The sequence below is a fragment of the Muricoccus nepalensis genome, from assembly GCF_006438825.1.
GTDB lineage: Bacteria > Pseudomonadota > Alphaproteobacteria > Acetobacterales > Acetobacteraceae > Roseomonas > Roseomonas nepalensis.
Map to the genome: position 1 here is coordinate 19,864 of NZ_RCZP01000025.1, position 23,700 is coordinate 43,563.

Consider the following 23,700-nt stretch of genomic DNA (forward strand, 5'->3'; position numbering starts at 1 on the left):
CTGGGGGAACGGATGCGTACCGAGTTCACGGCGGAGCAGCTTGCCGATCCCGACATCCGGGAGTCGAACCAGATCCTGCGGACCTGCGTGCATTGCGGGTTCTGCACGGCCACCTGCCCGACCTTCGTCCTGCTGGGCGACGAGCTGGATAGCCCGCGCGGGCGCATCTACCTCATCAAGGACATGCTGGAATCCGGCCGCGCGGCCTCCGAGCAGGAGGTGCGGCACGTCGACCGCTGCCTCTCCTGTCTCTCCTGCATGACGACCTGCCCGAGCGGCGTGAACTACATGCACCTGGTGGACCACGCCCGGCACCACATCGAGGAAACGTACCAGCGGCCCTTCATGGAGCGGATGATCCGCAACGTGCTCTCCCTCGTGCTGCCGCGGCCGGGGCTGTTCCGGGCGGCGCTGGTGGGGGCGCGGGTGGCGCGGCCGCTGCGGGGGCTGGTCGGCGGGGCCTCGATGACGGCGAAGCGGCTGCGGGCGATGCTGGACCTGGCGCCGGCCGCGCTGCCGCCGGCCGGCACCTCCGCGCGGGCGACGGTGCACCGGGCCGAGGGCGCGCGGCGCGGGCGGGTCGCGCTGCTGACGGGCTGCGCGCAGACGGTGCTCGCGCCCTCCATCAACGAGGCGACGATCCGGCTGCTGACGCGCATGGGGCTCGACGTCGTGGTGACGGCGGGCCAGGGCTGCTGCGGCGCGCTGACGCACCACATGGGCAAGCAGGACACCTCGGACGCCCAGGCGCGGGCGAACATCGAGGCCTGGGCGGCGGAGGCCGAGGGCGAGGGGCTGGACGCGGTGGTGATCAACGCCTCGGGCTGCGGCACCACGGTGAAGGACTACGGCCACATGTTCCGCGAGGCCGAGCCGGCGCTGCGCGACCGCGCGGCGCGGATCGCGGGGCTGGCGAAGGACGTGTCGGAGGTGATCGCGCGCTTCGACTACGCGCCCACGCGGGAGAGGCCGGGGCTGCGGGTCGCCTACCACGCGGCCTGTTCGCTGCAGCACGGGCAACAGATCACGGCGGTGCCGAAGACGCTGCTGGAGCGCGCGGGCTTCGAGGTGCGGGCGCCGGCCGAGGCGCATCTCTGCTGCGGCAGCGCGGGCACCTACAACATCCTCCAGCCGGAGATCGCGGGGCGGCTGCGGGAGCGCAAGCTCGCGAACATCAACCGGACGGGGGCGGACCTCGTGGCGTCGGGGAACATCGGCTGCCTGACGCAGCTCTCGGGCGACGCGCTGCCGCTGGCGCACACGGTGGAGCTGCTGGACTGGATGGCGGGCGGCCCGGCGCCGCCGGCGGTGGAGGTCGCGCTGGCGCGGCGCCAGGCCGTGGCGGGCGTGGCGGCGGAATGAGGCGGCGGGCCCTCCTCGCGGGGTTGGCGGCGGCCGTGCCGGTGGGCGCGGCGGGGCAGGTGCTGCCTGTGCCGGGCGCGGGGCCGGGGGTGGGGCCGGCGGTGCCGCCGCTGGCCTCGCCGATGCCGCGGGCGGGGGCGGCGGAGGCGCGTCGGGCAGAGCTGGACCGGCTGCTGGACTCGCTGGCCGCCGCGCCGGACGAGGCGGCGGCGGCGCCGATCCAGGCGCGCATCCAGGCGCTCTGGGCCGAGGGCGGCTCGCCCGCGGTGGGGCTGCTGCTGCGGAAGAGCCTGCGCGCGCTGCAGGCGAACGAGGCGCCGGACGCGGTGGAGGACCTCGACGCCGCCATCACGCTTCAGCCGGACTTCCCGGAGTCCTGGGTGCTGCGCGGGCAGGCGCAGGCGGCCTCGGGGGACCGGGCGGCGGCGGCGGCGGACCTGCGGGAGGCGCTGCGGCTGGAGCCGCGGCATTTCGGGGCGTTGATGGCGCTGTCCGACCTCCAGGAAGAGGCGGGGGACGCGGCGGGGGCGCTCAGGAGCCTGGAGGCGGCGCTGCGGATCAATCCCTGGCTGCCGGGCGCGGCGCAGCGGCGGCGGGAGCTGTCGCGGCGGGCGCTGGGCGACCAGACCTGAGGGCGCGTCGCCGGAGCCGTTCGGGCGCAACGGGCGGATGGCTCGGGCGTGCCGATCGGGGCGAGATGGCGGCATGAGCGACGCACCCGACCTCACCCTTCTCGATACCGACGAGGCTCCCACGGACGAGGCTCTGTGGGCGGCGCTGCTGCGGCGGGAGGCCTTGCCGGGGCGCTTCTATGGCGTGACGACCCAGGGGGTGGTCTGCCGGCTGGGCTGCCCGGCGCGGCCGCCGCTGCGGCGGAACGTGCGCTTCTTCGGCGCGGTGGACGAGGCGGTGGCGGCGGGGTTCCGGCCCTGCCGGCGCTGCGACCCGGGCGGCGAGCGGGCCGCGATCCACGCCGCCGCCGTGCGCGCGGCCGGCGCCGCCATCGAGGCGGCGGTCGCGGCGGGGGAGGAGGTGCCCTCCCTCGCGGCGCTGGCGGCGCGGGCGGGCTTTGCCCGGCACCACTTCCTGCGGCTGTTCCGGGAAGTGGCCGGCGTGACGCCGCACGGCTTCGCGGCGGCGGTGCGGGCGCGGCGGCTGGGGGAGGCCCTGGCCGCGGGCGAGCGGGTGGCCGACGCGGTGGCCGGCGCGGGCTTCGGCAGCGAGAGCCGGGTCTACGAGGGCGGCGCGCGGGTGCTGGGCATGACGCCGGGCGCGGCGCGGCGCGGGGGCGCGGGGGAGGTGATCCGGACCGCCTTCGGCGAGGGCGCGCTCGGGCCCGTGCTGGTGGCGATGACGGATCGCGGCGTCTGCTCGATCGCGCTCGGGGCGGACGAGGCCTCGCTGCGGGAGGCGCTCGCGGCGCGCTTCCCGGCCGCGCGGATCGAGCCGGCGGACGGCGCGGCGCGCGAAGCCGTGGCGCGGGTGCTGGCCTGGGTGGAGGAGCCGCGGGGCGCGCTCGGCCTGCCGCTCGACCTCCGCGGCACGGCCTTCCAGAAGCGGGTCTGGGAGGCGCTGATGGCCATCCCGCCGGGCCGGACGATGGACTACGCGGGGCTGGCCGAGAGCCTCGGGCTGCCGCGGGGCGCGCGGGCGGTGGCGCGGGCCTGCGCGACCAACGAGGTGGCGCTCGCCGTGCCCTGCCACCGGGTGGTGGGGCGCGACGGGGCGCTGCGGGGCTATCGCTGGAGCCTGACGCGCAAGGCGGCGCTGCTGGCGCGGGAGGCGGGGGCGCCGGCCGGGGCGGGGGACGCCTAGCGCGGCGTCAGGTTCTCGCTGCCGATGGCGCTGCTGCCGACGAGGGTCCACTGGCCGGAGAGGCTGCCGTCGGGCGCGATCTCGTAGATGCTCAGGCCCGGGCGCTCGGACAGGGCGAAGCCGACCGAGAAGACCGTGCCGACGGACATGCCGTAGCCGTCGATCTGCGCCTGGCCGATCTGCCAGCGGACCCGCCAGGAGGCGAGGCCGACCTGCTGGATGGTCATGGTGCCCGTGTAGGCGGTGCCGTCGGGGTTGGTGCCGTTCACGTCGTAGGTGCCGTTCCGCTGGGCCTGGGCGGGGGCGGGGGCCAGGAGGAGGCCGAGGAGGAGGAGGGGCGCCGCGAGGGCGGCGCGGAGGGAGGTGGTCGGCGTCATCGCGGATCCTGTTCTCGGAGGGCGTCGCGCGGTGCTTAGCCCTCCCGCCTCGTTCAATCCACCACCGCCACGCGCAGCGCGTTGGTGGTGCCGGGGGTGCCGAAGGGGACGCCGGCCACGACCACGACCTCGTCGCCCTTGACCGCGAAGCCCTCGGCCGAGGCGGCGCGGACGCCCTTGGCGACCATGTCGGTCATGCTCGCGGGCTCCTTGCTCGGCACGGGGTGGACGCCCCAAACGAGGGCGAGGCGGCGGGCGGTGGATTCGCTGGCGGTCAGCCCGAGGATGGGGGCGGCCGGGCGCTCGCGCGCGACGCGGAGCACGGTGGAGCCGGTGGAGGTGAAGCAGGCGATCGCCTCGGCCTCGATGGTGCTCGCGATCTGGCGGGCGGCGGCGGCGATGGCGTCGGACGAGGTGTGGCGGGGGTCGGGGCGGGCGGCGTCGGTCATGGCGCGCCAGCCCGGGTCCTGCTCGGTGCGGGCGATGATGCGGTCCATGATGTTGACGGCCTCGTAGGGGTAGCTGCCGGCCGCGGTCTCGGCGGAGAGCATGACGGCGTCGGCGCCGTCGAAGACGGCGGTGGCGACGTCGGACGCCTCGGCGCGGGTGGGGGTGGGGGCGCTGATCATGCTCTCCAGCATCTGGGTCGCGACCACCACCGGCAGGCCGCGGGCGCGGGCCGCGCGGATGATGCGCTTCTGGATGAGGGGAACCTCCTCGGGCGGGCATTCTACGCCGAGGTCGCCGCGGGCGACCATGACGGCGTCGGCGAGGTCGAGGATGGCGTCCATGTGCTCGACGGCCTGGGGCTTCTCCATCTTCACCATGATCCAGGCGCGGCCGGCCGCGATCTCCTTCGCCTCGGCGACGTCCTCGGGGCGCTGGACGAAGGAGAGGCCGATGAACTCGACGCCCTGCTCGAGCACGAAGGCGAGGTCGGCGCGGTCCTTCTCGGTCAGGGCGGGGATGGGCAGCGCCACGTCGGGGACATTCACGCCCTTGCGGTCGGAGAGCGGGCCGCCGACGAGGACTTCGGTCTCGAGGTGGTCCTCCCGCTGGCGGGTGACGCCGAGGCGGAGCTTGCCGTCGTCCAGCAGGAGGCTCGTGCCGATGCGGGCGGCGTGGATGATCTCGGGGTGGGGGAGCTGCACGCGGCGGACGTCGCCGGGGACGGGAGAGAGGTCGAGGCGGAAGGGCTGGCCGGGCTGGAGCTGGACGCGCCCGCCCGCGAACTTGCCGACGCGGAGCTTCGGGCCCTGCACGTCGGCCAGGATGCCGATCGGGCGGCCGGTGCGGCGCTCGAGGTCGCGGATGGTGGCGATGCGGGCGGCGTGGTCCTCGTGGGAGCCGTGGGAGAAGTTGAGGCGGAAGATGTCGGCGCCGGCGCGGAACAGGCGCTCGATCACCTCCGGGCTGGCGCTGGCCGGGCCGAGGGTCGCGATCATCTTCGTGCGGCGGCGGCGGCGGATGGCGATCTTGGGGGCCAAGCGGGGCGCTCCTGTGGGGACGGCGGAAGGGGTGGGCAGGAGGGCTTCGGGGGCGACCTCCATGATGCGGGCCACCTCCTCCACGCGCTCGGGCGGGACGCGGCGCCACTGCGAGACGGCGGCGGTGGAGATGCCGAGCCCGTTGGCGATGCGGGTGACGGCGCCGCGCCGGGCGAGGAGGGCTTCGAGGGCTTGGTCGCGCATCCCCGTAGGTTAGGGATGTTAAGGCTACCGTGCGAGGGGCGCGTTTGCTTAGTTTTGTTAAGTTTTGGGGGCCTTGGCGGGGAGCGGGTGGCGGGAGCCGGCCGGATGCGTGCCGGCTCCCGGTTGGCGGCGTCAGGCCCGGCGGCGCTGGCGGGCGATGGCCATGCCGAGGAGGCCCATCCCGAAGAGCGCGAGCGAGGCGGGCTCCGGCACGGCGACGGGGCCGATGCGGCCGAAGGCGATGTCGCTGACGGTGGCCAGCCCGAAGCCGCCGAGGAAGCTGGCCGCGCCGGTGCCGAGGTTGATCGAGTAGAGGCCGTTCGCCCCGGTGGCGGTGGTGAGGGAGGCGAGGGCCTGGCCGGAGAGGCCGTCGATGTCGAAGCCGACGCCGCTGGCGAGGAAGTTGAGGCCGAGCGAGCCGATGGTGGCCAGGGTGCCGTTGTTCGGCGGGTTCTGGAGCACGAGGGACCCGGTGGCCGCGTCGATGCCGTAAAGCATGGTGGCCGTGACCGTGCCCGGGACCTGGTTCGTGTAGGCCACCGCCGTCACGGCCGGGTTCGTGCCCGCGTTCGCGTCGCCCGGCGCGTAGGCGAGCGTCCCGTCGGTGACCGTGACGCCGGTGGTCGGGTTCACCCGCAGGTTGAGGTCGGTGGCGGTGACGACGCGGATGGCGTCCGGCACCGGGTTGAAGGCCACGCCGACGTCCGGGCTGCCGCCGCCGAGGGGAACGCCGGGCCCGGCCACGCGGGTGGCGGCGCCGCTCGCGGTGTCGATCGTGAAGAGGCCGCCCGACTGGCCGAGGGCGTAGAGCTGCCCGTTCGAGGGCCGGACGTCGATGCCGCGGAGGGCCTCCCCGTCCAGGCCGGTGACGCTCAGCGTCGAGGTGACGGCGGAGGGGGCGGTGGAGTCGAAGCCGACGAGGGTGTTGGACCCAGCGAGGCCGATGACCGGCGCGGCGAGGGCGGCGGGGCCGGTGGCGGCGAGGGCGATGACGGATCCGAGGGCGAGCGCGAGGCGGGAGGCCGTCGCCCGGGCGGGGCGCCTGTGGTTCAGCGGGTGCATAGGGGTGCCTTCTGGTTGGTGGCGGTCGGGTCCGGCTCAGGCCGTCCCGCGGAACCGTGCAGCAAAAGGCGTGCCCTAAATTAAAAACTTGTAATCATAGAAGATAATAACGACCGAGTTTTAAGGTGTTAATTTCACTGACAGAAGGGGGAATGTCAGAAACAGTCGCGTTATTTCCGGATGCGCGATGATCTGATCAATCTTTCATAATTTTTTGCCGTTCGTTGAGTGGGTTGGATGGTGGCCGGGAGGATGATTCCGGGAGGCGGGCTGCTGCTTCTCGAAGGGCGATAATGTTCGCGAGTTTTCTCTCGCCCGGTTTTCGGCTTGTCCGGATAACGGGCGTGACCGCGCGGGCCGCGTTTCTCGGCCGGCGCGGTTGACCTGGGGCAGCCGGCCGCGCGCGGCGGTGCGGGCGCGCCAGAGGGGCGGGGTCAGACCGCGGGAGCGGTGGCCGGCCCCGCGACCAGGACGGCACGGAAGTCGTTCACGTTGGTCAGGGTGGGACCGGTCGTGACGAGGTCGTCGAGGCCGGCGAAGACGTCGTGGCTGCGATGGGCGGCGAGCGCCGCGCGCGGGTCGATGCCGGAGGCGATGGCGCGGGCGAGGGTGTCGGGGGCCGCGACGGCGCCGGCGTTGCTCTCGGAGCCGTCGATGCCGTCCGTGTCGGCCATGAGGGACCAGATGCCGGGATGGCCCGCGAGCGCGACCGCGAGGCCGAGGAGGCACTCGCCATTGCGGCCGCCAGCCCCGCGGGCGGCTCCGAGGGTGACGGTGGTCTCGCCGCCCGAGAGGAGGACGGCGGGGGCGCGGACGGGGTGGCCGTGGGCGGCGGCCGAGCGGGCGATGCCGGCGAGGAGGGTGCCGGCCTCGCGCGCCTCGCCCTCCAGCGCGTCGCCGAGGATGAGGGGCGCGAGGCCGAGCGCCTCCGCCTCCTTCGCCGCGGCCTGGAGGGCCATGAGGGGGGTGGCGATGAGGCGGTACTCGGCGCGGGCCAGGCGGGGGTCGCCGGGCTTGGGGGTCTCCTCGGCGGCGGCGTCGAGATGGGCGCGGACGGGGTCGGGCAGGGGGATGCCGTAGCGGGCGACGATGGCGCGGGCGTCCTCGAAGCGGCTGGGGTCGGGGACGGTGGGGCCGGAGGCGATGGCGGCGGGGTCGTCGCCGGGGACGTCGGAGATGGCGAGGGTGACGACGCGGGCCGGGTGGGCGGCGGCGGCGAGGCGCCCGCCCTTGACCGCCGAGAGGTGGCGGCGGACGGCGTTCATCTCGTTGATGGTGGCGCCGCAGGCCAGCAGCGCGCGGTTGACCGCCTGCTTGTCCGCCAGCGTCAGGCCGGGGGCGGCCAGCGGCATGAGGGCGGAGCCGCCGCCGGAGATGAGGGCGAGGACGAGGTCGTGCTCGGTGAGGCCCTGCACGAGGGAGAGGATGCGGGCGGCGGCGGCCTCGCCGGCGGCGTCGGGCACCGGGTGGGAGGCCTCGACGACCTCGATGCGGTCGTGCTCGCCGCGCGCGGTGCGGACGCCGTGGCCGTAGCGGGTGATGACGAGGCCGGTGAGGGGGATGCGCGGCCAGGCGGCCTCGACCGCCGCGGCCATGACGGCCGCGGACTTGCCGGCGCCGACCACGACGACCCGGCCGCCCGAGCCCAGCGCCGGCGGCTCGGGCAGGTGGGCGGCGAGGACCTGCCGCGGGTCGGCGCTGGCGATGGCGGCGTCGAGCAGGCGGCGGAGGGCGGCGCGGGCGCGGGCGTCGTCCCAGGGGGCGTCCGGTTGGGCGTTCGGGGGGGCGTCCGGGGGAGCGGCGCTGGCGTCGGGGGTCGCGGTCATCCTGGCTCTCCTGGCGAGGGCGCATCTTCACCGGGCGGGGGCCGCGGGCAAGCCCGTGGGACGCGCCGGGCGGGCGGGCTTGCCGCGGCGGCGGGGGTGTGGAATGCGCTGGCGCCGCGAGAGCAAGAGAGGAAGGGCCAGGACCATGCGACGCCACCGGATCGCCGCCATCCCCGCCGACGGCATCGGCAAGGAGGTCATCCCCGCCGGGCTGCGCGTGCTGGAGGCCCTGGCCCGCCGCGACGGCGGCTTCGCGCTGGAGGTGGAGACGCTTCCCTGGGGCAGCGACTACTACCGCGAGACCGGCGCGATGATGCCCGAGGACGGGCTGGAGACGCTGCGCGGCTTCGACGCCATCTATTTCGGCGCGGTGGGCGACCCGGACCTGCCGGACAGCGTGACGCTCTGGGGGCTGCGCCTGAAGATCTGCCAGGGCTTCGACCAGTACGCGAACATCCGCCCGACGCGGGTGCTGCCCGGCCTGACGAGCCCGCTGCGGAGCGTCGAGCCCGGCGACATCGACTGGGTGATCGTGCGGGAGAACTCCGAAGGCGAGTACGCGGGGCATGGCGGGCGCGCCCATCGCGGGCATCCGGAGGAGGTTGCGACCGAGACCTCCATCTTCACGCGCGCGGGCGTCGAGCGGATCATGCGGGTCGCCTTCGACATCGCGCGGGGCCGGCCGCGGAAGCTCCTGACGGTGGTGACCAAGTCCAACGCCCAGCGGCACGGCATGGTGATGTGGGACGACATCGCGGCCGAGGTGGCGAAGGCCTACCCGGACGTGACCGTGGAGAAGGAGCTGGTGGACGCCATGGCCGCGCGGATGGTGCGCAAGCCCGCCAGCATCGACACGGTGGTGGCGACCAACCTGCACGCGGACATCCTGTCGGACCTGGCGGGGGCGGTGGCGGGGTCGCTGGGCGTCGCGCCCACGGCCAACCTCGATCCCTCGAAGCGGGCGCCCTCCATGTTCGAGCCGATCCACGGCTCGGCCTTCGACATCATGGGCAAGGGGATCGCCAACCCCGTCGCGACCTTCTGGACGGGGGCGATGATGCTCGAGCACCTCGGCGAGCCCGCGGCGGCGGGGGCGCTGATGGCGGCGGTGGAGCGGGTCTGCGCGGACGGGGTCTTCACGGCGGACCTCGGCGGCACGGCGGACACGGAGGCGGTGACGCGGGCCGTGATCGCGGCAATCGAGGGGGCGAACAAGGCGGGGTGAGGGAGGGCTGACGCGGGCGGCCGGGCGGCCCAGATTGGGCGGCAAGAAACCCGGGAGAGAGACCTTGCCCACGCTGCCCCGCCGCGCCCTTCTCGCGGCCCCCGCCCTGCTGGCCGCGCCGGCGGTGCGGGCCCAGGCGCCCGCCTTCCCGAACCGGCCCATCACCGTCACCGTGCCCTTCACGGCGGGCGGGCCGACCGACGTGATCTCGCGCCTCGTGGCGGAGGGGATGGCCAAGGACCTCGGGCAGTCCGTGGTGGTGGAGAACGTGACGGGGGCGGGGGGCACCATCGCCGCCGGGCGCGTCGCCTCCGCCCGGCCGGACGGCTACACGCTGCTGTCGCACCACATCGGGCACGCGACGAGCGCGACGCTCTACCGCGCGCTGCCCTACAACGTGGAGACCTCCTTCGCGCCGCTCGGCGTCGTGTCGGACGCGGCGATGACGATCGTGGCCCGGCCGGACTTCCCGGCGAACGACCTCGCGGGCTTCATGGCGGAGGTGAAGCGGCAGGGGGACAAGCTCAACCTCGCGCATTCGGGGCTGGGGGGCGCGAACCAGCTCTGCGGGATGCTCATCCAGCACGCGGCGGGCACGCCGGTGACCACCGTGGTGTTCCGCGGCTCGGCCCCGGTGCTGACGGAGATGATGGCGGGACGGATCGACGTGTTCTGCGACCAGGCGACGAACACGGCGCCCTTCATCCGGGACAACCGGATCAAGTCCTACGCGGTCACGCTCGACCGGCGGGCGGAGGGGCTGGACCTGCCGACGACGGCCGAGGCCGGGCAGCCCGCGATCGCGATGAGCACCTGGCACGGGATTTACGCGCCGGCCGGCACGCCGGAGGCGGTGCAGGAGCGGCTGGCCGCCGCCATCCGGGCAGCGCTGCGGGAGGACCGGCTGAAGCAGCGCTTCGCGGAGCTGGTGACGGAGGTGGCGACGCCGGAGCAGGCGACGCCGGCCTATCACCGCCGGCACCTGGCCGCGGAGGTGGCGCGCTGGCGGCCGATCATCCAGGCGGCGAACGTCTATGCCGACTGAGAAGATGACGGAGGCGCCGGTGCTGGCGGGCGGCTGCCATTGCGGGGCCCTGCGCTACGAGGCGCGGGGCGAGCCCTTCCACGCGACCTTCTGCCACTGCGCGGATTGCCGGCGGGTGGCGGGCGCGCCGGTGGTGGCCTGGTTCAGCGTGGCGCGGGCGGAGTTCCGCGTCCTCTCCGGGCGGATGCGGCTCTACGCCTCCAGCCCCGGGGTCGAGCGGGGGTTCTGCGGGGATTGCGGGACGGCGCTGACCTACGCCACCGATACCGCGCCCGGGGAGATCGACGTGACGACGGCGAGCCTGGACGACCCCGCGCGGGTGCCGCCCTGGGACCACGTGCGGTTCGCGGACCGGCTGCCCTGGGTGGTGCCGGGCGACGGGTTGCGGCGCTTTCCCGGGACGCGCGGCGAGGGATAGCGGCGCCCCCTCCGCGTCCCCATCTCGCGCGGGAACGAGGAGGGTCCGGCATGACCGAGATCGACGACAAGACCCGCACGGAGCTGGAGGCCGCGGCCTTCCGCCGGCTGGTGGGGCACCTGCGCGAGCGCGCGGACGTGCAGAACATCGACCTGATGAACCTCGCGGGCTTCTGCCGGAACTGCCTCTCGCGCTGGTACCGCGAGGCGGCGGAGGGGCAGGGGGTCGCGCTGAGCGACCCGGAGGCGCGCGAGATCGTCTACGGCATGCCCTACAAGGAGTGGCAGGCGAGGCACCAGCGGGAGGCGACCGCCGAGCAGAAGGCCGCCTTCGCCGCGGCCAACCCGGGGCACTGAGCGCGCGTGACGGCGGTGATCGCGAGCCTGACGCTTCCCTTCGACCAGGTCTTCGAGCGGGGGTTCCGCGGGCCGCTCATCAAGGGCGCGCTGGGCGCCGTGCTGGCGCTCGGGGCCCTGATCGGGCTGGCGGACTGGGCGGTGGCGGCGCTGGCGGGCGGCACGGGGTGGGTCGCGACGGCGGCGGGGCTGCTGGGGGGGATCGCGGCCCTCTTCGCGGCCTTCTGGCTCTTCGTGCCCTTCGCGCTGGCGATCGCGGGGCTGTTCCTCGACGAGACGGCGGCGGCGGTGGAGCGGCGGCACTACCCGGGGCTGCCGGCCGCGCGCGGGGCCTCGCTCGCGGCGCAGGGCGTGTTCAACGTGGCGCTGGCGCTGAAGGTGCTGGCGCTGAACCTCGTGCTGCTGCCGGTGGCGCTGCTGGTGCCCTTCGTCGGGGGGCTGCTGCTGTGGCTGGTGGCCGCGGTCTCGCTCGGGCACGGGCTGTTCGAGGGGGTGGCGCAGCGGCGGATGTCGGTGGCGGGGGCGCGGGCGCTGCGCAAGCGCCGGGAGTTCCCGGTGCTGGTGGTGGGCGCGGCGATGGCGGGGATGGCGCTCGTGCCCTTCGCCAACCTGCTCGTGCCCGTGCTCGGCACGGCCGCGATGACGCACCTTCTGCACCGCGGGGCGGAGGGGCCCGTGGCCTGAGGGCCACGCCGTTCCCCAAGGGTTCCCGCCCGGCGCCGGGGGGCATTGAGGCGGGCGGGGCGGAGGGGGTAAGACCCGCCGCTCCACTCCGGGGGCCAGGGGAGTGGTGGAGCGGGGGTGGGGGATCGGCGGGACGGCGCCGGCGGCCCCGCTTCGCGGACGCGCGCCCTTATCGCCGACCGACCAGACGCATCGAGAGATCCATGTCCGACGTACCCTTCGACATTGACGACGAGGCCGCCGCGAGCCGCGAGAGGCAGAAGGCGGACCCCGACCCCGACGTGGGCGGCATCGCGGCCGACCGCCTGCGCTCCATCATCGAGCGGGTGGAGCGGCTGGAGGAGGAGCGCAAGGCGCTCGCCGACGACATCAAGGACATCTTCATGGAGGGCAAGAGCGCCGGTTTCGACGTGAAGGTGATCCGCCAGATCATCCGCATCCGGAAGCAGGAGCCGGCCGAGGTGGAGGAGCAGGAGACGCTGCTCGACCTCTACCGCCGCGCGCTCGGCATGTGAGGGGGTGGCCGGGGCCCTGGCCCCGGCCTCTCGCGCGTCAGGAGTAGAGCTGCTCGATCTCCGCCGCGTGGCGGTCGAGGACGAGGCGGCGCTTCACCTTCATCGTCGGCGTGAGCATGCCGTTCTCGACGGTGAAGGGATCGACCGTCCTCCACTTGCGGATGCGCTCGGTGCCCGCGAGCTTGCCGTTGATGCGCTGGACGGCGCGCTCCGGGGAGGCGCCCTCGGCGGGGACGACGAGGGCGACGAGGCCCGCGCGGCCCTCGCCGGCGACCACCGCCTGGGCGATCTCGGGCTCGGCCATCAGCAGGCCCTCGATGCGGGCGGGGCTGACCATGTCGCCGCCGAGCGTCTTGATGAAGTCCTTCTTGCGGTCGGTGATGGTCAGGCGGCCGGTCTCGTCGAGGACGCCGACGTCGCCGGTGTGGAGCCAGGGCTCGGTCTCGCCGGGCGGCGCGGCGAGGGTGCGGGCGGTGGATTCGGGGTCGCCCCAGTAGCCGTCCATGACGAGGCCGCCGCGGATCAGAAGCTCGCCGTCCGCGGCGATGCGGGCCTCGACGCCCGTGACGGGCAGGCCGACGGTGCGGCGGCGGTTGTCCCAGGGGAGGTTCACCGCGATGACGGGGCCGGCCTCGGTCTGGCCGTAGCCCTGCAGCACGTTGATGCCGAGGGCGAGGAAGAAGCCCGAGAGGTCGGGGTCGAGGCGCGCGCCGCCGGAGACGATGGCGACCAGCTTGCTCCCGAAGCGGGCGCGGACCTTGGCGCGGACGAGGCGGTCCAGCACGGCGTCCTGCAGGCGCTCCAGGAGGTTGAGCGGCGGGCCGTCCATCTTGCGGAGGCCGAGGGCGACCGTGCGGTCGAAGAGGCCGCGCTTGAAGGGCGTCTCCTTCTCCAGCCCCGCCAGGATGCGGCCGCGCAGCACCTCGAAGAGGCGGGGGACCGCGGTGACGAGGGCGGGCTCGATCTCCCTGAACTCGGCGGCGATGCGGTCGGCGCCGCGGGAGAAGACGATCTCGATCCCGTAGGAGAGCAGGAGGGAGCCGCCGACCGTGTGCTCGTAGGCGTGGGAGAGCGGCAGGAAGGAGAGGTAGCAGGCGCCCGACCACTCGAGGCCGAGCTGCTGGATGAGGGGCAGCACGCCCGCGCGGTTGGCGAGCATCGCGCGGTGGGGAAGCATCACCCCCTTGGGCTTGCCGCCGGTGCCGGAGGTGTAGATGAGGCAGGCGAGGCGCCCCTCGGGGATCTGCGCGACCTCGGCGACCAGCATGGCGAGGTCGCCGGGGTCGGCGGTCATCGCGGCCCAGGAGGTCGTGCCGGGGGCCTCCTCCAGGCAGACGAGGAGGTCGAGGCCCTCGGGCCCGGCGGCCTCGCGCAGGCGCTCGGCGAGGCGGGCGGTGGAGGCGATGGCGGCGCGGGCGCCGCTGTCGCGCAGGATATGCGCGTGGTCGGCGACGGTGTTGGTGGTGTAGGTCGGCACCGTCACGGCGCCGATCGCCATCAGCGCGGTGTCGGCGATGAGGAATTCTGGGCGGCTGTCGCTGACGAGGGCGACGCGGTCCCCGGGGGAGACGCCGCGGGCGCGCAGGCCCGCGGCCAGGCTCGCGACCGCGAAGGCGAAGTCGCGCCAAGTCGTCCTCTTCCACCCGCCGCCGGACCAGTGGCGGATCATCGGGTGGTCCGGCTTGCGGGCGGCGATGCCCAGCATCATGCCGGGCAGGCTGGTCCAGGCGGGCGTGTCCTGAATGGTCTTTCCTCCCCTTTGGTGCCGTGTCCCGCCGGGTTTCGGCCCGGGCATCGCCGCGGTCTGGCCTTGGCTCGCCCGGCGAGGGCCATATATCGGAGGACAGCACACCGATTCCACAAGGCGCCCCTTCCGCATGACGTCGCACCCGCCCGCCTTTCCCGGCGATTCCCCCTCTCGCGACCCCTTCCTGCGCGACACGGAGGCCCGGCTGGGATCCGCGTCCGCCGCGGGGTCGCTGCCGGAATGGGACCTGCGGGACCTCTACGCCTCGCCCGACGACCCGCGCCTGGCGGCGGACCTGGAGGCGGCGGAGCGCTCGGCCCGGGCCTTCGAGGCGGCCCATATGGGGCGGCTCGCCTCGCTCTCGGGGGATGCGCTGGACGCGGCGCTGCGCGAATACGAGCGGGTCGAGGAGGTGCTGGGGCGGGTGATGTCCTTCGCGCAGCTCCTCTTCAGCGGGGACGCGCAGGACGCGGGGAACGGGCGCTTCTACCAGACGATGCAGGAGCGGGTGACGGTCATCGGCAGCCACCTGCTGTTCTTCACGCTGGAACTGAATCGGCTGGACGACGCCTTCCTCGAGGGGCGGATGGCCGGGTCGCGCGCGCTGGCGCGCTGGCGGCCCTGGTTGCGCGACCTCCGCGTCTTCCGCCCGCACCAGCTCTCCGACGAGGCGGAGAAGCTGCTGCATGAGAAGGAGGTGACCGGGCGCTCCGCCTGGAACCGGCTTTTCGACGAGACGATCGCGCATATGCGGGTGCCGGTGGAGCGGGCGGGGCGGAGCGAGGAGCTGACGGTGTCGGCGGCGCTGAACCTGCTCTCCGACCCCGACCGCTCGGTGCGGGAAGCCGCGGCGGCGGGGGTGTCGAAGGCCTTCGGCGGCAACATCCGCCTCTTCTCCCTCATCACGAACACGCTCGCCAAGGACAAGGAGATCGTGGACGGGTGGCGGAACTACCCGCGGCCCGGCACGTCGCGCAACCGCGCGAACATGGTCGAGGACGAGGTGGTGGACGCGCTGGTCGCGGCCGTGGTGGAGAGCTTCCCGCGGCTGTCGCACCGCTACTACGCCATGAAGGCGAAGTGGCTGGGCCTCGAGCGCATGAAGCACTGGGACCGCAACGCGCCGCTGCCGGGGGACCTCGACCGGACGATTCCCTGGTCGGCCGCGCGCGAGCAGGTGCTGGGCGCCTACGCCGCCTTCAGCCCGGAGCTGGCGGAGATGGGGCGGGACTTCTTCGACAAGCCCTGGATCGACGCGGCGCTGCGGCCCGGCAAGGCGTCGGGGGCCTTCGCGCACCCGACGGTGCCGTCGGCGCATCCCTACCTGCTGCTGAACTACCACGGGAAGTCGCGGGACGTGATGACGCTGGCCCATGAGCTCGGCCACGGCGTGCACCAGCGGCTGGCGGCGAAGCAGGGCTACCTCATGTCCGGCACGCCGCTGACGCTGGCCGAGACGGCGAGCGTCTTCGGGGAGATGCTGACCTTCCGCGCGATGCTGGACGCGGAGACGGACCCGGCGCGGCGGCGGCTGATGCTGGCGTCGAAGGTCGAGGACATGCTGAACACGGTGGTGCGGCAGATCGCCTTCTACCGCTTCGAGACGCTGGTGCACGACGAGCGGCGGAAGGGGGAGGTTTCCTCCGAGCGGCTGGCCGAGATCTGGATGTCCGTGCAGGTGGAGAGCCTCGGGCCGGCCTTCGACTTCACGCCGGATTACGGGGTTTACTGGTCCTACATCCCGCACTTCGTGCACACGCCCTTCTACGTCTACGCCTACGCCTTCGGGGACTGCCTCGTGAACGCGCTCTACGGCGTCTACCAGGACGGGCAGGTGCCGGACTTCCAGCGGAAGTATCTCGACCTGCTGCGGGCGGGGGGCACGCTCAGGCACCAGGAATTGCTGGCGCCCTTCGGGCTCGACGCCTCGGTGCCGGCCTTCTGGAAGCGGGGGCTCGACGTGATCTCCGGATTTATCGACGAGCTTGAGCGCGCCGATGGCTGAGCGGGAGAACACGCTGTTCGGCGAGATCCGCCGGATGGCCCGCACCTCGGGGGCGGTGGGCGGCATCGCGGCGCGCGTGGCGGGGGAGCGCTTCCTCGGCATCAAGACCGACAAGTCCGCGCACGCGGAGGACCTGAAGGCCATCCTCGGCGGGCTGAAGGGGCCGCTGATGAAGGTGGCGCAGTTCCTGTCGACCGTGCCGAACGCGCTGCCGGAGGAGTACGCGCAGCAGCTCGCGTCACTGCAGGCGAACGCGCCGCCGATGGGCTGGGCCTTCGTGCGCCGGCGCATGGGCACGGAGCTGGGCCCGGCCTGGGAGACGAAGTTCCGGGAGTTCGAGCGGGAGGCGGCCGCCGCGGCCTCGCTCGGCCAGGTGCACCGGGCGACGCTGCCCGACGGGCAGCGGGTGGCCTGCAAGCTGCAGTACCCGGACATGCCGAGCGTGGTGGAGGCCGATCTCCGCCAGCTGAAGCTGGCCATGGGGCTCTACGCCCGCATGGACAACACGCTCCAGCACGACGACGTCTACGACGAGCTGCGCGACCGGCTGCGCGAGGAGCTCGACTACGAGCGCGAGGCCGCGCAGATGGCCATGTACGGCATCATGCTGCGGGACACGCCGGGCGTGCGCGTGCCGACCCCGGTGCGCGAGCTGACGACCAAGCGCCTGCTGACGATGAGCTGGCTCGACGGGCGCTCGATCCTCACGCGGTTGGAGGAGAACCCGTCGCTGGAGGAGCGGAACGCCTACGCGGCCGCCCTGTTCAACGCCTGGTACGTGCCGCTCTACCGCTACGGCGTGATCCACGGCGACCCGCACCTGGGGAACTACCAGGTGCGGCCGGACGAGGGGGGGATCAACCTCCTCGACTTCGGGGCGATCCGCGTCTTCCCGCCGCGCTTCATCTCGGGGACGCTGATGCTCTACGAGGCGGTGCGCGACGACGACCGCGACAAGGCGGCCCATGCCTTCGAGCTCTGGGGCTTCCGCGACCTGCGGCGGGACGTGATGGAGGTGCTGCTGCGCTGGGCGCGCTTCCTCTACGAGCCGCTGCTGGAGGACCGCGTCCGCACCGTGCAGGAGACGAACGACCCGCAATACGGGCGCAAGGTGGCCGAGGGCATCCACAAGGACCTCAAAGGCCTCGGCGGCGTGCGGGTGCCGCGGGAGTTCGTGCTGATGGACCGCGCGGCCGTGGGCCTGGGCAGCGTGTTCCTGCGGCTGCGCGCCGAGATGAACTGGCACGACATGTTCCACAGCCTCGTGGACGACTACCGCCAGGAGGACCTCGCCGCGCGGCAGGCGGCGGCGCTGGCGGAGGCGCGGGTGCCGGTGACGGCGCCCGAGGGGGGCTGAGGGTGGAGGGGGCGCCGCCGGGCGTGCCGCCCCGCCGCGCGGCGTGACCGCGGGGTCCTTCCTCCTCCGGCCCGTGCGGTCCGCGGAGGACCGGCGGGACGCGGCGGCGCTGGTCGCGGCCTATGGGGCGTCGCTCGGCGTCGACCTCGCCTACCAGGGCTTCGCGGAGGAGCTCGCGGGGCTGCCGGGGCGCTACGCGCCGCCGGGGGGTGAGATGCTGCTCGCGCGCGCGGGCGGTCCGGGGGCGGCGCCGCTCGGCTGCGTCGCGCTGCGGCCGCTCGGGCCGGCCGGGACCGCCGAGATGAAGCGGCTCTACGTCGTGCCGGCGGGGCGCGGGATGGGGCTCGGCCTCGCGCTGGTGGAGGCGGTGCTCGGCGAGGCGCGGCGGATGGGCTACGCGCGGGTCGTGCTCGACACGCTGCCCTTCATGGCGGAGGCGGCCGCGCTCTACCGGCGCGCGGGCTTCGTGGAAATCGAGCCCTATTACGAGACGCCGGTGGCGGGCACGATCTTCCTCGGGCGCGCACTCGGGGCCTGAGGCGGGCGCCGGGTTCCGCAGGGCGATCGCCCGGCAACGGCAACGAACCATGGGCGGGCTTGCGCGTTTCGCGGCGCACCGCGATCCTGCGACCGAGAGCGTCGACGGGAATTTGATGATGCGGCTTGCCGTTTTGAAGGAGCGACGCGCGGACGAGGCCCGCGTGGCGGCGGTGCCGGAGACCGTGAGGAAGTTGATCGGGCTCGGGCTGACCGTCGCGGTCGAGGCCGGGGCGGGGTTGCCCGCGGGCTTTCCGGACGCCGCCTACGCCGAGGCGGGTGCCGAGGTGGCGCCGGACGCGGCCGCCGCGCTGGCGGGCGCCGGGATCGTGCTGAAGGTGCGCGCGCCGCTGGCGGCCGGGGAGGGGGAGGTGGACGAGCTCTCGCTCATCCCGCGCGGGGCCCTGCTGATCGGCACGCTGGGCGCGGACAAGGAGGCGGCCGGGCGCTACGCCGAGGCCGGGGTGGACGCCGCGGCGATGGAGATGCTGCCGCGGATCACGCGGGCGCAGAGCATGGACGTGCTCTCCTCCCAGGCGAACCTCGCGGGGTACCGGGCGGTGGTGGAGGCGGCGGGGGCGTTTGACCGCGGCTTCCCGATGCTGATGACGGCGGCGGGCACGATCCCGGCCGCGAACGTGATGGTCATGGGCGCGGGGGTCGCGGGGCTGCAGGCCATCGCGACGGCGCGGCGGCTCGGCGGGCGGGTCTCGGCGACCGACGTGCGGCCGGCGGCCAAGGAGGAGATCAAGTCGCTCGGCGCCAGCTTCGTCGGCTACGAGGACGAGGAGAGCCGGGCGGCGCAGACGGCGGGCGGCTACGCCAAGCCGATGAGCGCGGAGTTCCTGGCCAAGCAGGGCGAGGTGGTGGCGGCGGCCATCGGCAAGATGGACATCGTGGTCTGCACGGCCCTCGTTCAGGGCCGCCGCGCGCCGATCCTGGTGACGGAGGCGATGGTCGCCTCGATGAAGCCCGGCTCGGTGATCGTGGACATCGCCTCCGACGCCGGCGGCAACTGCGCGCTGACCAAGCCCGGCGAGATGGTGGTGACGGGGAACGGTGTGAAGGTGCTGGGCTTCCGCAACTGGCCCGCCCGCATCCCGGCCGCGGCGAGCAGCCTCTACGCCCGCAACCTGCTCACCTTTCTCACGACCTTCTGGGACAAGGACGCCTCCGCGCCGAAGCTGCCGGCGGAGGACGACCTGGTGCGCGGCGTGATGCTGACCCGGGGCGGGCAGGTCGTTCACGCCAACTTCGCGGCCGGCTGAGGAGTACGAGATGCACGCCGAGGAACTCGCGATCCGCGCCCAGGCCATGGCCGAGCGCGCCCTTTCCCTTGCCATGGAGGCCCGGGCGGCCGCCAGCGAGGCGATGCCGATGGTCGAGCAGGGGGCAGCGGCGGCCGAGCCCTTCCTGCTGCTGCTGACGATCTTCATGCTGGCCTGCTTCGTCGGCTACCACGTCGTGTGGTCGGTGACGCCCGCGCTGCACTCGCCGCTGATGGGCGTGACCAACGCCATCTCCTCGGTGATCGTGGTGGGCGCGATGCTGGCGACGGGGCTGGGGGAATCCTGGCTCGCCCAGGCCTTCGGCTTCCTGGCCGTGACGCTCGCCGCGGTGAACATCTTCGGGGGCTTCCTCGTGACCCGGCGGATGCTCGCCATGTTCCAGCGGAAGGGCTGAGGCGATGGGGCACACGCTCTCGACGCTCGCGTATCTCGTCGCGTCGGTTCTCTTCATCCTCGCGCTGAAGGGGCTCTCGCACCCCTCCACCAGCCGGCGCGGCAACATCATGGGCATGGTGGGCATGGGGATCGCGATCGTCGCGACCCTCGCCCAGCCCGGGATGAAGGTCGGCGGCATCGGGCTCATCGTCGCGGGGCTCGCCATCGGCGGCGGGATCGGCGCGGTGGTCGCGAACCGGATCCAGATGACCTCGCTGCCGCAGCTCGTGGCCGCCTTCCACTCGCTGGTGGGCCTGGCGGCGGTCTTCGTCGCGGCGGCCGCGCTGTATGCGCCGCAAAGCTTCGGGATCGGGGTGCCCGGGAACATCCACGGGCAGTCGCTGGTGGAGATGTCGCTCGGCCTCGCGATCGGCGCGATCACCTTCTCGGGCTCGGTCATCGCCTTCGCCAAGCTCGACGGGCGGATGTCGGGCGCGCCCATCCTGTTCAACGGGCAGCACTACCTCAACGCCGCGCTCGGCATCCTGCTGGTGGTGCTGATCGCGGCCTTCGTCTGGACGGGGGGCAACCTCGCGCTCTTCTGGCTCATCGCGATCCTCGCCTTCGGGCTCGGCTTCCTGCTGATCATCCCGATCGGCGGTGCGGACATGCCGGTGGTCGTGTCCATGCTGAACAGCTACTCGGGCTGGGCGGCGGCGGGGATCGGCTTCACCATCGGCAACCTGCTGCTGATCGTGACGGGCGCGCTGGTCGGCGCCTCCGGCGCGATCCTGTCCTACATCATGTGCAAGGGGATGAACCGCTCCATCCTCAACGTGCTGCTCGGCGGCTTCGGGGCCGAGGCGGGCGGCGGGGCGGCCGCGGGGCCGGCCGGCCCGGCGCGGCCGGTGAAGTCCGGCAGCCCGGAGGACGCGGCCTACATCATGAAGAACGCGAGCAAGGTCATCATCGTGCCCGGCTACGGCATGGCGGTGGCGCAGGCGCAGCAGGTGGTGCGGGAGATGGCCGACCTTCTGAAGAAGGAAGGAGCGACGGTGGAGTACGCGATCCATCCCGTCGCCGGCCGCATGCCCGGGCACATGAACGTGCTGCTGGCCGAGGCGAACGTGCCCTACGACGACGTGCACGAGCTCGAGGAGATCAACCCGGAGTTCGCCGAGGCCGACGTCGCCTACGTCATCGGCGCGAACGACGTGACGAACCCGGCGGCCAAGACCGACAAGTCCTCGGCCATCTACGGGATGCCGATCCTGGAGGTGGAGCGGGCGAAGACGGTGTTCTTCGTCAAGCGCGGCATGGCCAGCGGCTACGCGGGCGTGGAGAACGAGCTCTTCTTCCGGGACAACACGATGATGCTGTTCGGGGACGCGAAGAAGGTGACGCAGCAGATCGTCCAGGCGCTGCAGAAGTAGCGCCGCCCGGCGCGACGGGGCGGGACGGGGCCGGGAGGCGATCCCGGCCCCTTTTTCATGCCCGGCCCGCGGCCTCGCGGGCGGCGCGGGCGCGGCCGGCTTCGATCGGGAGGGGCGGGGCGGCGGGCGCGGCGGGGGGTGACAGGTGGCGGGCGACCTCGGCCTCCAGGCTCTCGAGCAGGGCGTCGCGCAGGCCATGGCGGCGGAGGGTCTCGGCGGCGTCCAGCAGGGCGCCGGCCGCGGCGCCGCCCGGGCCGCGGGCGCGGGCCAGGCGGTCGGCGACGGTGCCGAGGGGCTGCTCCCCCTCGTAGAGCGGGTGGTTGTGGCGGGCGAGGAAGCAGAGGGCGCGGACCGGCGCGCCGCTGCCGTCATGGGCGCGGGTGAGCAGGGCGTCGCGCCAGCGCGGGTCGTGGCCGCCGGCGGCCATCTTCCGTCGCCAGACCGGCCAGAGGCGATCCTCGACCTTCGGCCCTGGCAAGTGGAGGAGGAGGCCGGCGCAGGCGAGGGCCGGGACCTCCTCCAGAGCGAGGGCGAGGGCGGGGGCGGCGGGGGTGCCGCGGTCCTGGACGTCGCGGACCGTGTAGCGGCGGGCGAGGCCCGGCAGGCGGGCGGGGGCGGCGATGTCGGGTGCGGCCTCGCCGTGGTCCCGCATCAGCGCGTCGTCGGCGAAGACCCAGAGGCCGAGCGCGGGGTCGCGCCCGTGCAGGAAGACGAGCATCTCCGCCCGCAGGCGAAGCTCGTCGGGCGCCGGGGCGGCGGGGCCGGGCGGGGCGGGGGGGACGGCGCGCTCGATCAGGTCGTGGGTCAGCTTGGGCATGGGCGGGTCCGGGATGTCGGTGGCGGAACGCGGCAGGGGGCGGCCGGTTCGGCCGGGGGCGGCGGCGCCGATGCGCGGGCGTGACGGAGGGCGCGGTCTGTGCTGCGGTGGCGTCTCACCGGTTGGGATGGTTCCGATGCAGCGACGGCAATTCCTTTCCACCGCGGGGGTCGCGCTCGGCGCCTCCCTCGCCGCGCCGGGGATCGGGCGGGCGCAGGGGGCGCGCGCGCTGCGCTTCATCCCGCAGGCGGACCTCTCCACGCTCGATCCGCACTGGAACACGGCCTACGTCACCCGCAACCACGGCTTCATGGTCTTCGACACCCTCTACGGCACGGACGCGGGCTACGAGCCGCGGCCGCAGATGGTCGAGGGGCACGTGGTGGAGGAGGACGGGCGCCGCTGGACGCTGACGCTGCGGGACGGGCTGCTCTGGCACGACGGGACGCCCGTGCTGGCGCGGGACTGCGTGGCCTCGATCCGGCGCTGGGGCAGCCGGGACGGTTTCGGGGGCACCCTGCTGGCCGCGACCGACGAGCTCTCCGCCCCCGACGACCGGCGGATCGTCTTCCGGCTGAAGAAGCCCTTCCCGATGCTGCCGAACGCGCTCGGCAAGTTCGGCGTCTTCATGCCGGCGATGATGCCCGAGCGCTTGGCGATGCTGCCGGCGACGACCCAGGTGCCCGAGATCGTCGGCTCCGGCCCCTTCCGCTTCCTGGCAGCCGAGCGCGTGCCGGGCGCGCGGGCGGTCTACGCGCGGAACGAGCGCTACGCGCCGGCGCCGGGCGCGCCGAGCGGGACCGCGGGCGGGAAGGTCGTCAACCTCGACCGCGTGGAGTGGCTCACCACCCCCGACCCGGCGACGGCCGCGGCCGCGCTGCAGGCGGGCGAGGTGGACTGGTGGGACTTCGCGACGCCCGACCTGCTGCCGCTGCTGCGGCGGAACCGCAACCTGACGGTGGGGGTGCTCGACCGCGCGGGCTACGGCGCGAGCTTCCGGATGAACCACCTGCACCCGCCCTTCGACAACCCGGCTGTGCGGCGGGCGGTGCTGGGGGCGATCGACCAGTCGGACCTGATGATCGCCTGCGCGGGCAGCGATCCCGCGATGTGGCGCGTGCCCTGCGGCGTCTTCACGCCGGGCACGCCGCTGGCGAACGACGTGGCGCTGGACGTGCTGAGCCGCCCGCGGGACCTGGAGCGCTCGAAGCGGGAGTTGGTGGCGGCGGGCTACAAGGGGGAGCCGGTGGCCTTCCTGGTGCCGACGGACCTGCCGCACGTGAACGCCATGAGCGAGGTGATGGCCGACACGATGAAGAAGATCGGCCTGAACGTCGACTACCAGGCGACGGACTGGGGCTCGGTGCTGACCCGCCGCGGCAGCCGGGCGGCCCCGGCGCAGGGGGGGTGGAGCGCCTTCGTCACCTTCAGCGCGGGCGCCGACAACGCGACGCCGGCGGCCCACACGCTGCTGCGGGCGAACGGGGAGACGGGCTGGTTCGGCTGGCCGACCGACCCGGAGCTCGAGACGCTGCGGGACGAGTGGTTCGACGCGCCGGACGGCACGGCGCAGCGGGCGGTGGCGGGGCGCATCCAGCGGCGCGCCTTCGAGACGGTGCCCTTCGTGCCGCTCGGCCAGTACTTCCAGGCGACGGCCTACCGGAACACGCTGAGCGACGTGTTGCCGAGCTTCGCGACCTTCTGGAACCTGCGGAAATCCGCCTGAGTCGGCTGGATCGCTGACGCACCAACGCCGCGGCCCGC

22 protein-coding genes are annotated in these 23,700 nt (G+C 73.9%); 16 read left to right on the plus strand and 6 right to left on the minus strand.

What is annotated here, in order from left to right:
* The first annotated feature begins 12 nt into the window (after positions 1 to 12).
* The 3 genes from glcF (at position 13) to EAH89_RS20090 (ending at position 3,177) form a co-directional block, all read left to right on the plus strand.
* On the plus strand, positions 13 to 1,362 hold the full coding sequence (glcF, locus tag EAH89_RS20080) for a glycolate oxidase subunit GlcF (RefSeq protein ID WP_140885499.1): 1,350 nt from the start codon (positions 13 to 15) through the stop codon (positions 1,360 to 1,362).
* The gene (locus tag EAH89_RS20085) at positions 1,359 to 1,994 is read left to right on the plus strand and encodes a tetratricopeptide repeat protein (protein ID WP_140885500.1); all 636 of its coding nucleotides are present in this window, start codon (positions 1,359 to 1,361) and stop codon (positions 1,992 to 1,994) included. The genes glcF and EAH89_RS20085 overlap by 4 nt, the downstream gene beginning before the upstream one ends.
* 73 nt (positions 1,995 to 2,067) lie before the next feature.
* Positions 2,068 to 3,177, plus strand: a complete 1,110-nt coding sequence (locus EAH89_RS20090) for a methylated-DNA--[protein]-cysteine S-methyltransferase (protein WP_140885501.1) — start codon at positions 2,068 to 2,070, stop codon at positions 3,175 to 3,177.
* Here the strand turns inward: EAH89_RS20090 and EAH89_RS20095 are convergent.
* From EAH89_RS20095 to EAH89_RS20110, 4 genes are all read right to left on the minus strand, one after another.
* Positions 3,174 to 3,554: a hypothetical protein gene (locus EAH89_RS20095; protein WP_140885502.1), complete on the minus strand. Its 381-nt coding sequence runs from the start codon at positions 3,552 to 3,554 to the stop codon at positions 3,174 to 3,176. The genes EAH89_RS20090 and EAH89_RS20095 overlap by 4 nt on opposite strands.
* A 53-nt stretch (positions 3,555 to 3,607) precedes the next feature.
* Positions 3,608 to 5,245 (minus strand): pyruvate kinase, encoded by a 1,638-nt coding sequence (gene pyk / locus EAH89_RS20100; RefSeq protein WP_408906308.1) that lies wholly within the window; start codon positions 5,243 to 5,245, stop codon positions 3,608 to 3,610.
* 132 nt (positions 5,246 to 5,377) lie between these two features.
* Positions 5,378 to 6,307 (minus strand): DUF4394 domain-containing protein, encoded by a 930-nt coding sequence (locus EAH89_RS20105; protein WP_140885552.1) that lies wholly within the window; start codon positions 6,305 to 6,307, stop codon positions 5,378 to 5,380.
* Positions 6,308 to 6,741: 434 nt separating this feature from the next.
* Positions 6,742 to 8,133, minus strand: a complete 1,392-nt coding sequence (locus EAH89_RS20110) for a glycerate kinase type-2 family protein (RefSeq protein WP_140885503.1) — start codon at positions 8,131 to 8,133, stop codon at positions 6,742 to 6,744.
* 145 nt (positions 8,134 to 8,278) lie between these two features.
* On the opposite strand from EAH89_RS20110, the gene EAH89_RS20115 reads away from it, so the two are divergent.
* From EAH89_RS20115 to EAH89_RS20140, 6 genes are all read left to right on the plus strand, one after another.
* Positions 8,279 to 9,358 (plus strand): tartrate dehydrogenase, encoded by a 1,080-nt coding sequence (locus tag EAH89_RS20115; RefSeq protein ID WP_140885504.1) that lies wholly within the window; start codon positions 8,279 to 8,281, stop codon positions 9,356 to 9,358.
* A gap of 64 nt (positions 9,359 to 9,422) precedes the next feature.
* Complete coding sequence (locus EAH89_RS20120) at positions 9,423 to 10,403, plus strand: tripartite tricarboxylate transporter substrate-binding protein (RefSeq protein WP_241667115.1); 981 nt, start codon at positions 9,423 to 9,425, stop codon at positions 10,401 to 10,403.
* Positions 10,393 to 10,821 carry a GFA family protein gene (locus EAH89_RS20125; protein ID WP_241667116.1) on the plus strand — a complete coding sequence of 143 codons (429 nt, stop codon included), beginning with the start codon at positions 10,393 to 10,395 and terminating at the stop codon, positions 10,819 to 10,821. Before EAH89_RS20120 ends, EAH89_RS20125 begins: the two co-directional genes overlap by 11 nt.
* Positions 10,822 to 10,871: 50 nt before the next feature.
* Complete coding sequence (locus EAH89_RS20130; protein WP_140885505.1) at positions 10,872 to 11,177, plus strand: DUF1244 domain-containing protein; 306 nt, start codon at positions 10,872 to 10,874, stop codon at positions 11,175 to 11,177.
* 6 nt (positions 11,178 to 11,183) lie between these two features.
* Positions 11,184 to 11,861, plus strand: a complete 678-nt coding sequence (locus EAH89_RS20135; protein ID WP_140885506.1) for an EI24 domain-containing protein — start codon at positions 11,184 to 11,186, stop codon at positions 11,859 to 11,861.
* 203 nt (positions 11,862 to 12,064) lie between these two features.
* Positions 12,065 to 12,376, plus strand: coding sequence for a DUF2312 domain-containing protein (locus EAH89_RS20140; RefSeq protein WP_043829248.1), 312 nt, complete (start codon positions 12,065 to 12,067; stop codon positions 12,374 to 12,376).
* A gap of 37 nt (positions 12,377 to 12,413) precedes the next feature.
* Here EAH89_RS20140 and EAH89_RS20145 read toward each other — a convergent pair whose 3' ends face one another.
* The gene (locus EAH89_RS20145) at positions 12,414 to 14,171 is read right to left on the minus strand and encodes an AMP-dependent synthetase/ligase (protein WP_140885507.1); all 1,758 of its coding nucleotides are present in this window, start codon (positions 14,169 to 14,171) and stop codon (positions 12,414 to 12,416) included.
* Positions 14,172 to 14,253: 82 nt separating this feature from the next.
* On the opposite strand from EAH89_RS20145, the gene EAH89_RS20150 reads away from it, so the two are divergent.
* The 6 genes from EAH89_RS20150 (at position 14,254) to EAH89_RS20175 (ending at position 21,119) form a co-directional block, all read left to right on the plus strand.
* Complete coding sequence (locus tag EAH89_RS20150) at positions 14,254 to 16,128, plus strand: M3 family oligoendopeptidase (protein WP_140885508.1); 1,875 nt, start codon at positions 14,254 to 14,256, stop codon at positions 16,126 to 16,128.
* Positions 16,121 to 17,485 carry an ABC1 kinase family protein gene (locus tag EAH89_RS20155; RefSeq protein WP_140885509.1) on the plus strand — a complete coding sequence of 455 codons (1,365 nt, stop codon included), beginning with the start codon at positions 16,121 to 16,123 and terminating at the stop codon, positions 17,483 to 17,485. Before EAH89_RS20150 ends, EAH89_RS20155 begins: the two co-directional genes overlap by 8 nt.
* Positions 17,486 to 17,528: 43 nt before the next feature.
* Positions 17,529 to 18,023, plus strand: a complete 495-nt coding sequence (locus EAH89_RS20160) for a GNAT family N-acetyltransferase (protein WP_140885510.1) — start codon at positions 17,529 to 17,531, stop codon at positions 18,021 to 18,023.
* Between the two features lie 118 nt (positions 18,024 to 18,141).
* A complete protein-coding gene (locus EAH89_RS20165) occupies positions 18,142 to 19,290 on the plus strand; it encodes a Re/Si-specific NAD(P)(+) transhydrogenase subunit alpha (protein ID WP_194152352.1) in 1,149 nt (382 codons plus the stop codon).
* Positions 19,291 to 19,300: 10 nt separating this feature from the next.
* The gene (locus tag EAH89_RS20170; RefSeq protein WP_140885512.1) at positions 19,301 to 19,705 is read left to right on the plus strand and encodes an NAD(P) transhydrogenase subunit alpha; all 405 of its coding nucleotides are present in this window, start codon (positions 19,301 to 19,303) and stop codon (positions 19,703 to 19,705) included.
* Positions 19,706 to 19,709: 4 nt separating this feature from the next.
* On the plus strand, positions 19,710 to 21,119 hold the full coding sequence (locus EAH89_RS20175) for an NAD(P)(+) transhydrogenase (Re/Si-specific) subunit beta (protein ID WP_140885513.1): 1,410 nt from the start codon (positions 19,710 to 19,712) through the stop codon (positions 21,117 to 21,119).
* A gap of 55 nt (positions 21,120 to 21,174) precedes the next feature.
* Here the strand turns inward: EAH89_RS20175 and EAH89_RS20180 are convergent, their stop codons facing one another.
* A complete protein-coding gene (locus tag EAH89_RS20180) occupies positions 21,175 to 21,936 on the minus strand; it encodes a gamma-glutamylcyclotransferase (protein ID WP_140885514.1) in 762 nt (253 codons plus the stop codon).
* Positions 21,937 to 22,072: 136 nt separating this feature from the next.
* Between EAH89_RS20180 and EAH89_RS20185 the strand changes: the two genes are divergently transcribed.
* Positions 22,073 to 23,662: an ABC transporter substrate-binding protein gene (locus EAH89_RS20185; RefSeq protein ID WP_140885515.1), complete on the plus strand. Its 1,590-nt coding sequence runs from the start codon at positions 22,073 to 22,075 to the stop codon at positions 23,660 to 23,662.
* Positions 23,663 to 23,700 lie beyond the last annotated feature (38 nt).

What these genes read in the sequence shown, in the direction of transcription:
- EAH89_RS20130 (WP_140885505.1), top strand. Translation starts at nt 10,872, where the DNA reads ATGACCGAGATCGACGACAAGACCCGCACGGAGCTGGAGGCCGCGGCC.
- EAH89_RS20095 (WP_140885502.1), bottom strand. Translation starts at nt 3,554, where the DNA reads ATGACGCCGACCACCTCCCTCCGCGCCGCCCTCGCGGCGCCCCTCCTC.
- EAH89_RS20115 (WP_140885504.1), top strand. Translation starts at nt 8,279, where the DNA reads ATGCGACGCCACCGGATCGCCGCCATCCCCGCCGACGGCATCGGCAAG.
- EAH89_RS20090 (WP_140885501.1), top strand. Translation starts at nt 2,068, where the DNA reads ATGAGCGACGCACCCGACCTCACCCTTCTCGATACCGACGAGGCTCCC.
- EAH89_RS20110 (WP_140885503.1), bottom strand. Translation starts at nt 8,133, where the DNA reads ATGACCGCGACCCCCGACGCCAGCGCCGCTCCCCCGGACGCCCCCCCG.
- EAH89_RS20185 (WP_140885515.1), top strand. Translation starts at nt 22,073, where the DNA reads ATGCAGCGACGGCAATTCCTTTCCACCGCGGGGGTCGCGCTCGGCGCC.
- pyk (WP_408906308.1), bottom strand. Translation starts at nt 5,245, where the DNA reads ATGCGCGACCAAGCCCTCGAAGCCCTCCTCGCCCGGCGCGGCGCCGTC.
- EAH89_RS20105 (WP_140885552.1), bottom strand. Translation starts at nt 6,307, where the DNA reads ATGCACCCGCTGAACCACAGGCGCCCCGCCCGGGCGACGGCCTCCCGC.
- EAH89_RS20180 (WP_140885514.1), bottom strand. Translation starts at nt 21,936, where the DNA reads ATGCCCAAGCTGACCCACGACCTGATCGAGCGCGCCGTCCCCCCCGCC.
- EAH89_RS20165 (WP_194152352.1), top strand. Translation starts at nt 18,142, where the DNA reads ATGCGGCTTGCCGTTTTGAAGGAGCGACGCGCGGACGAGGCCCGCGTG.
- EAH89_RS20175 (WP_140885513.1), top strand. Translation starts at nt 19,710, where the DNA reads ATGGGGCACACGCTCTCGACGCTCGCGTATCTCGTCGCGTCGGTTCTC.
- EAH89_RS20150 (WP_140885508.1), top strand. Translation starts at nt 14,254, where the DNA reads ATGACGTCGCACCCGCCCGCCTTTCCCGGCGATTCCCCCTCTCGCGAC.
- EAH89_RS20125 (WP_241667116.1), top strand. Translation starts at nt 10,393, where the DNA reads ATGCCGACTGAGAAGATGACGGAGGCGCCGGTGCTGGCGGGCGGCTGC.
- EAH89_RS20155 (WP_140885509.1), top strand. Translation starts at nt 16,121, where the DNA reads ATGGCTGAGCGGGAGAACACGCTGTTCGGCGAGATCCGCCGGATGGCC.
- EAH89_RS20170 (WP_140885512.1), top strand. Translation starts at nt 19,301, where the DNA reads ATGCACGCCGAGGAACTCGCGATCCGCGCCCAGGCCATGGCCGAGCGC.
- EAH89_RS20145 (WP_140885507.1), bottom strand. Translation starts at nt 14,171, where the DNA reads ATGCCCGGGCCGAAACCCGGCGGGACACGGCACCAAAGGGGAGGAAAG.
- EAH89_RS20085 (WP_140885500.1), top strand. Translation starts at nt 1,359, where the DNA reads ATGAGGCGGCGGGCCCTCCTCGCGGGGTTGGCGGCGGCCGTGCCGGTG.
- EAH89_RS20140 (WP_043829248.1), top strand. Translation starts at nt 12,065, where the DNA reads ATGTCCGACGTACCCTTCGACATTGACGACGAGGCCGCCGCGAGCCGC.
- glcF (WP_140885499.1), top strand. Translation starts at nt 13, where the DNA reads ATGCGTACCGAGTTCACGGCGGAGCAGCTTGCCGATCCCGACATCCGG.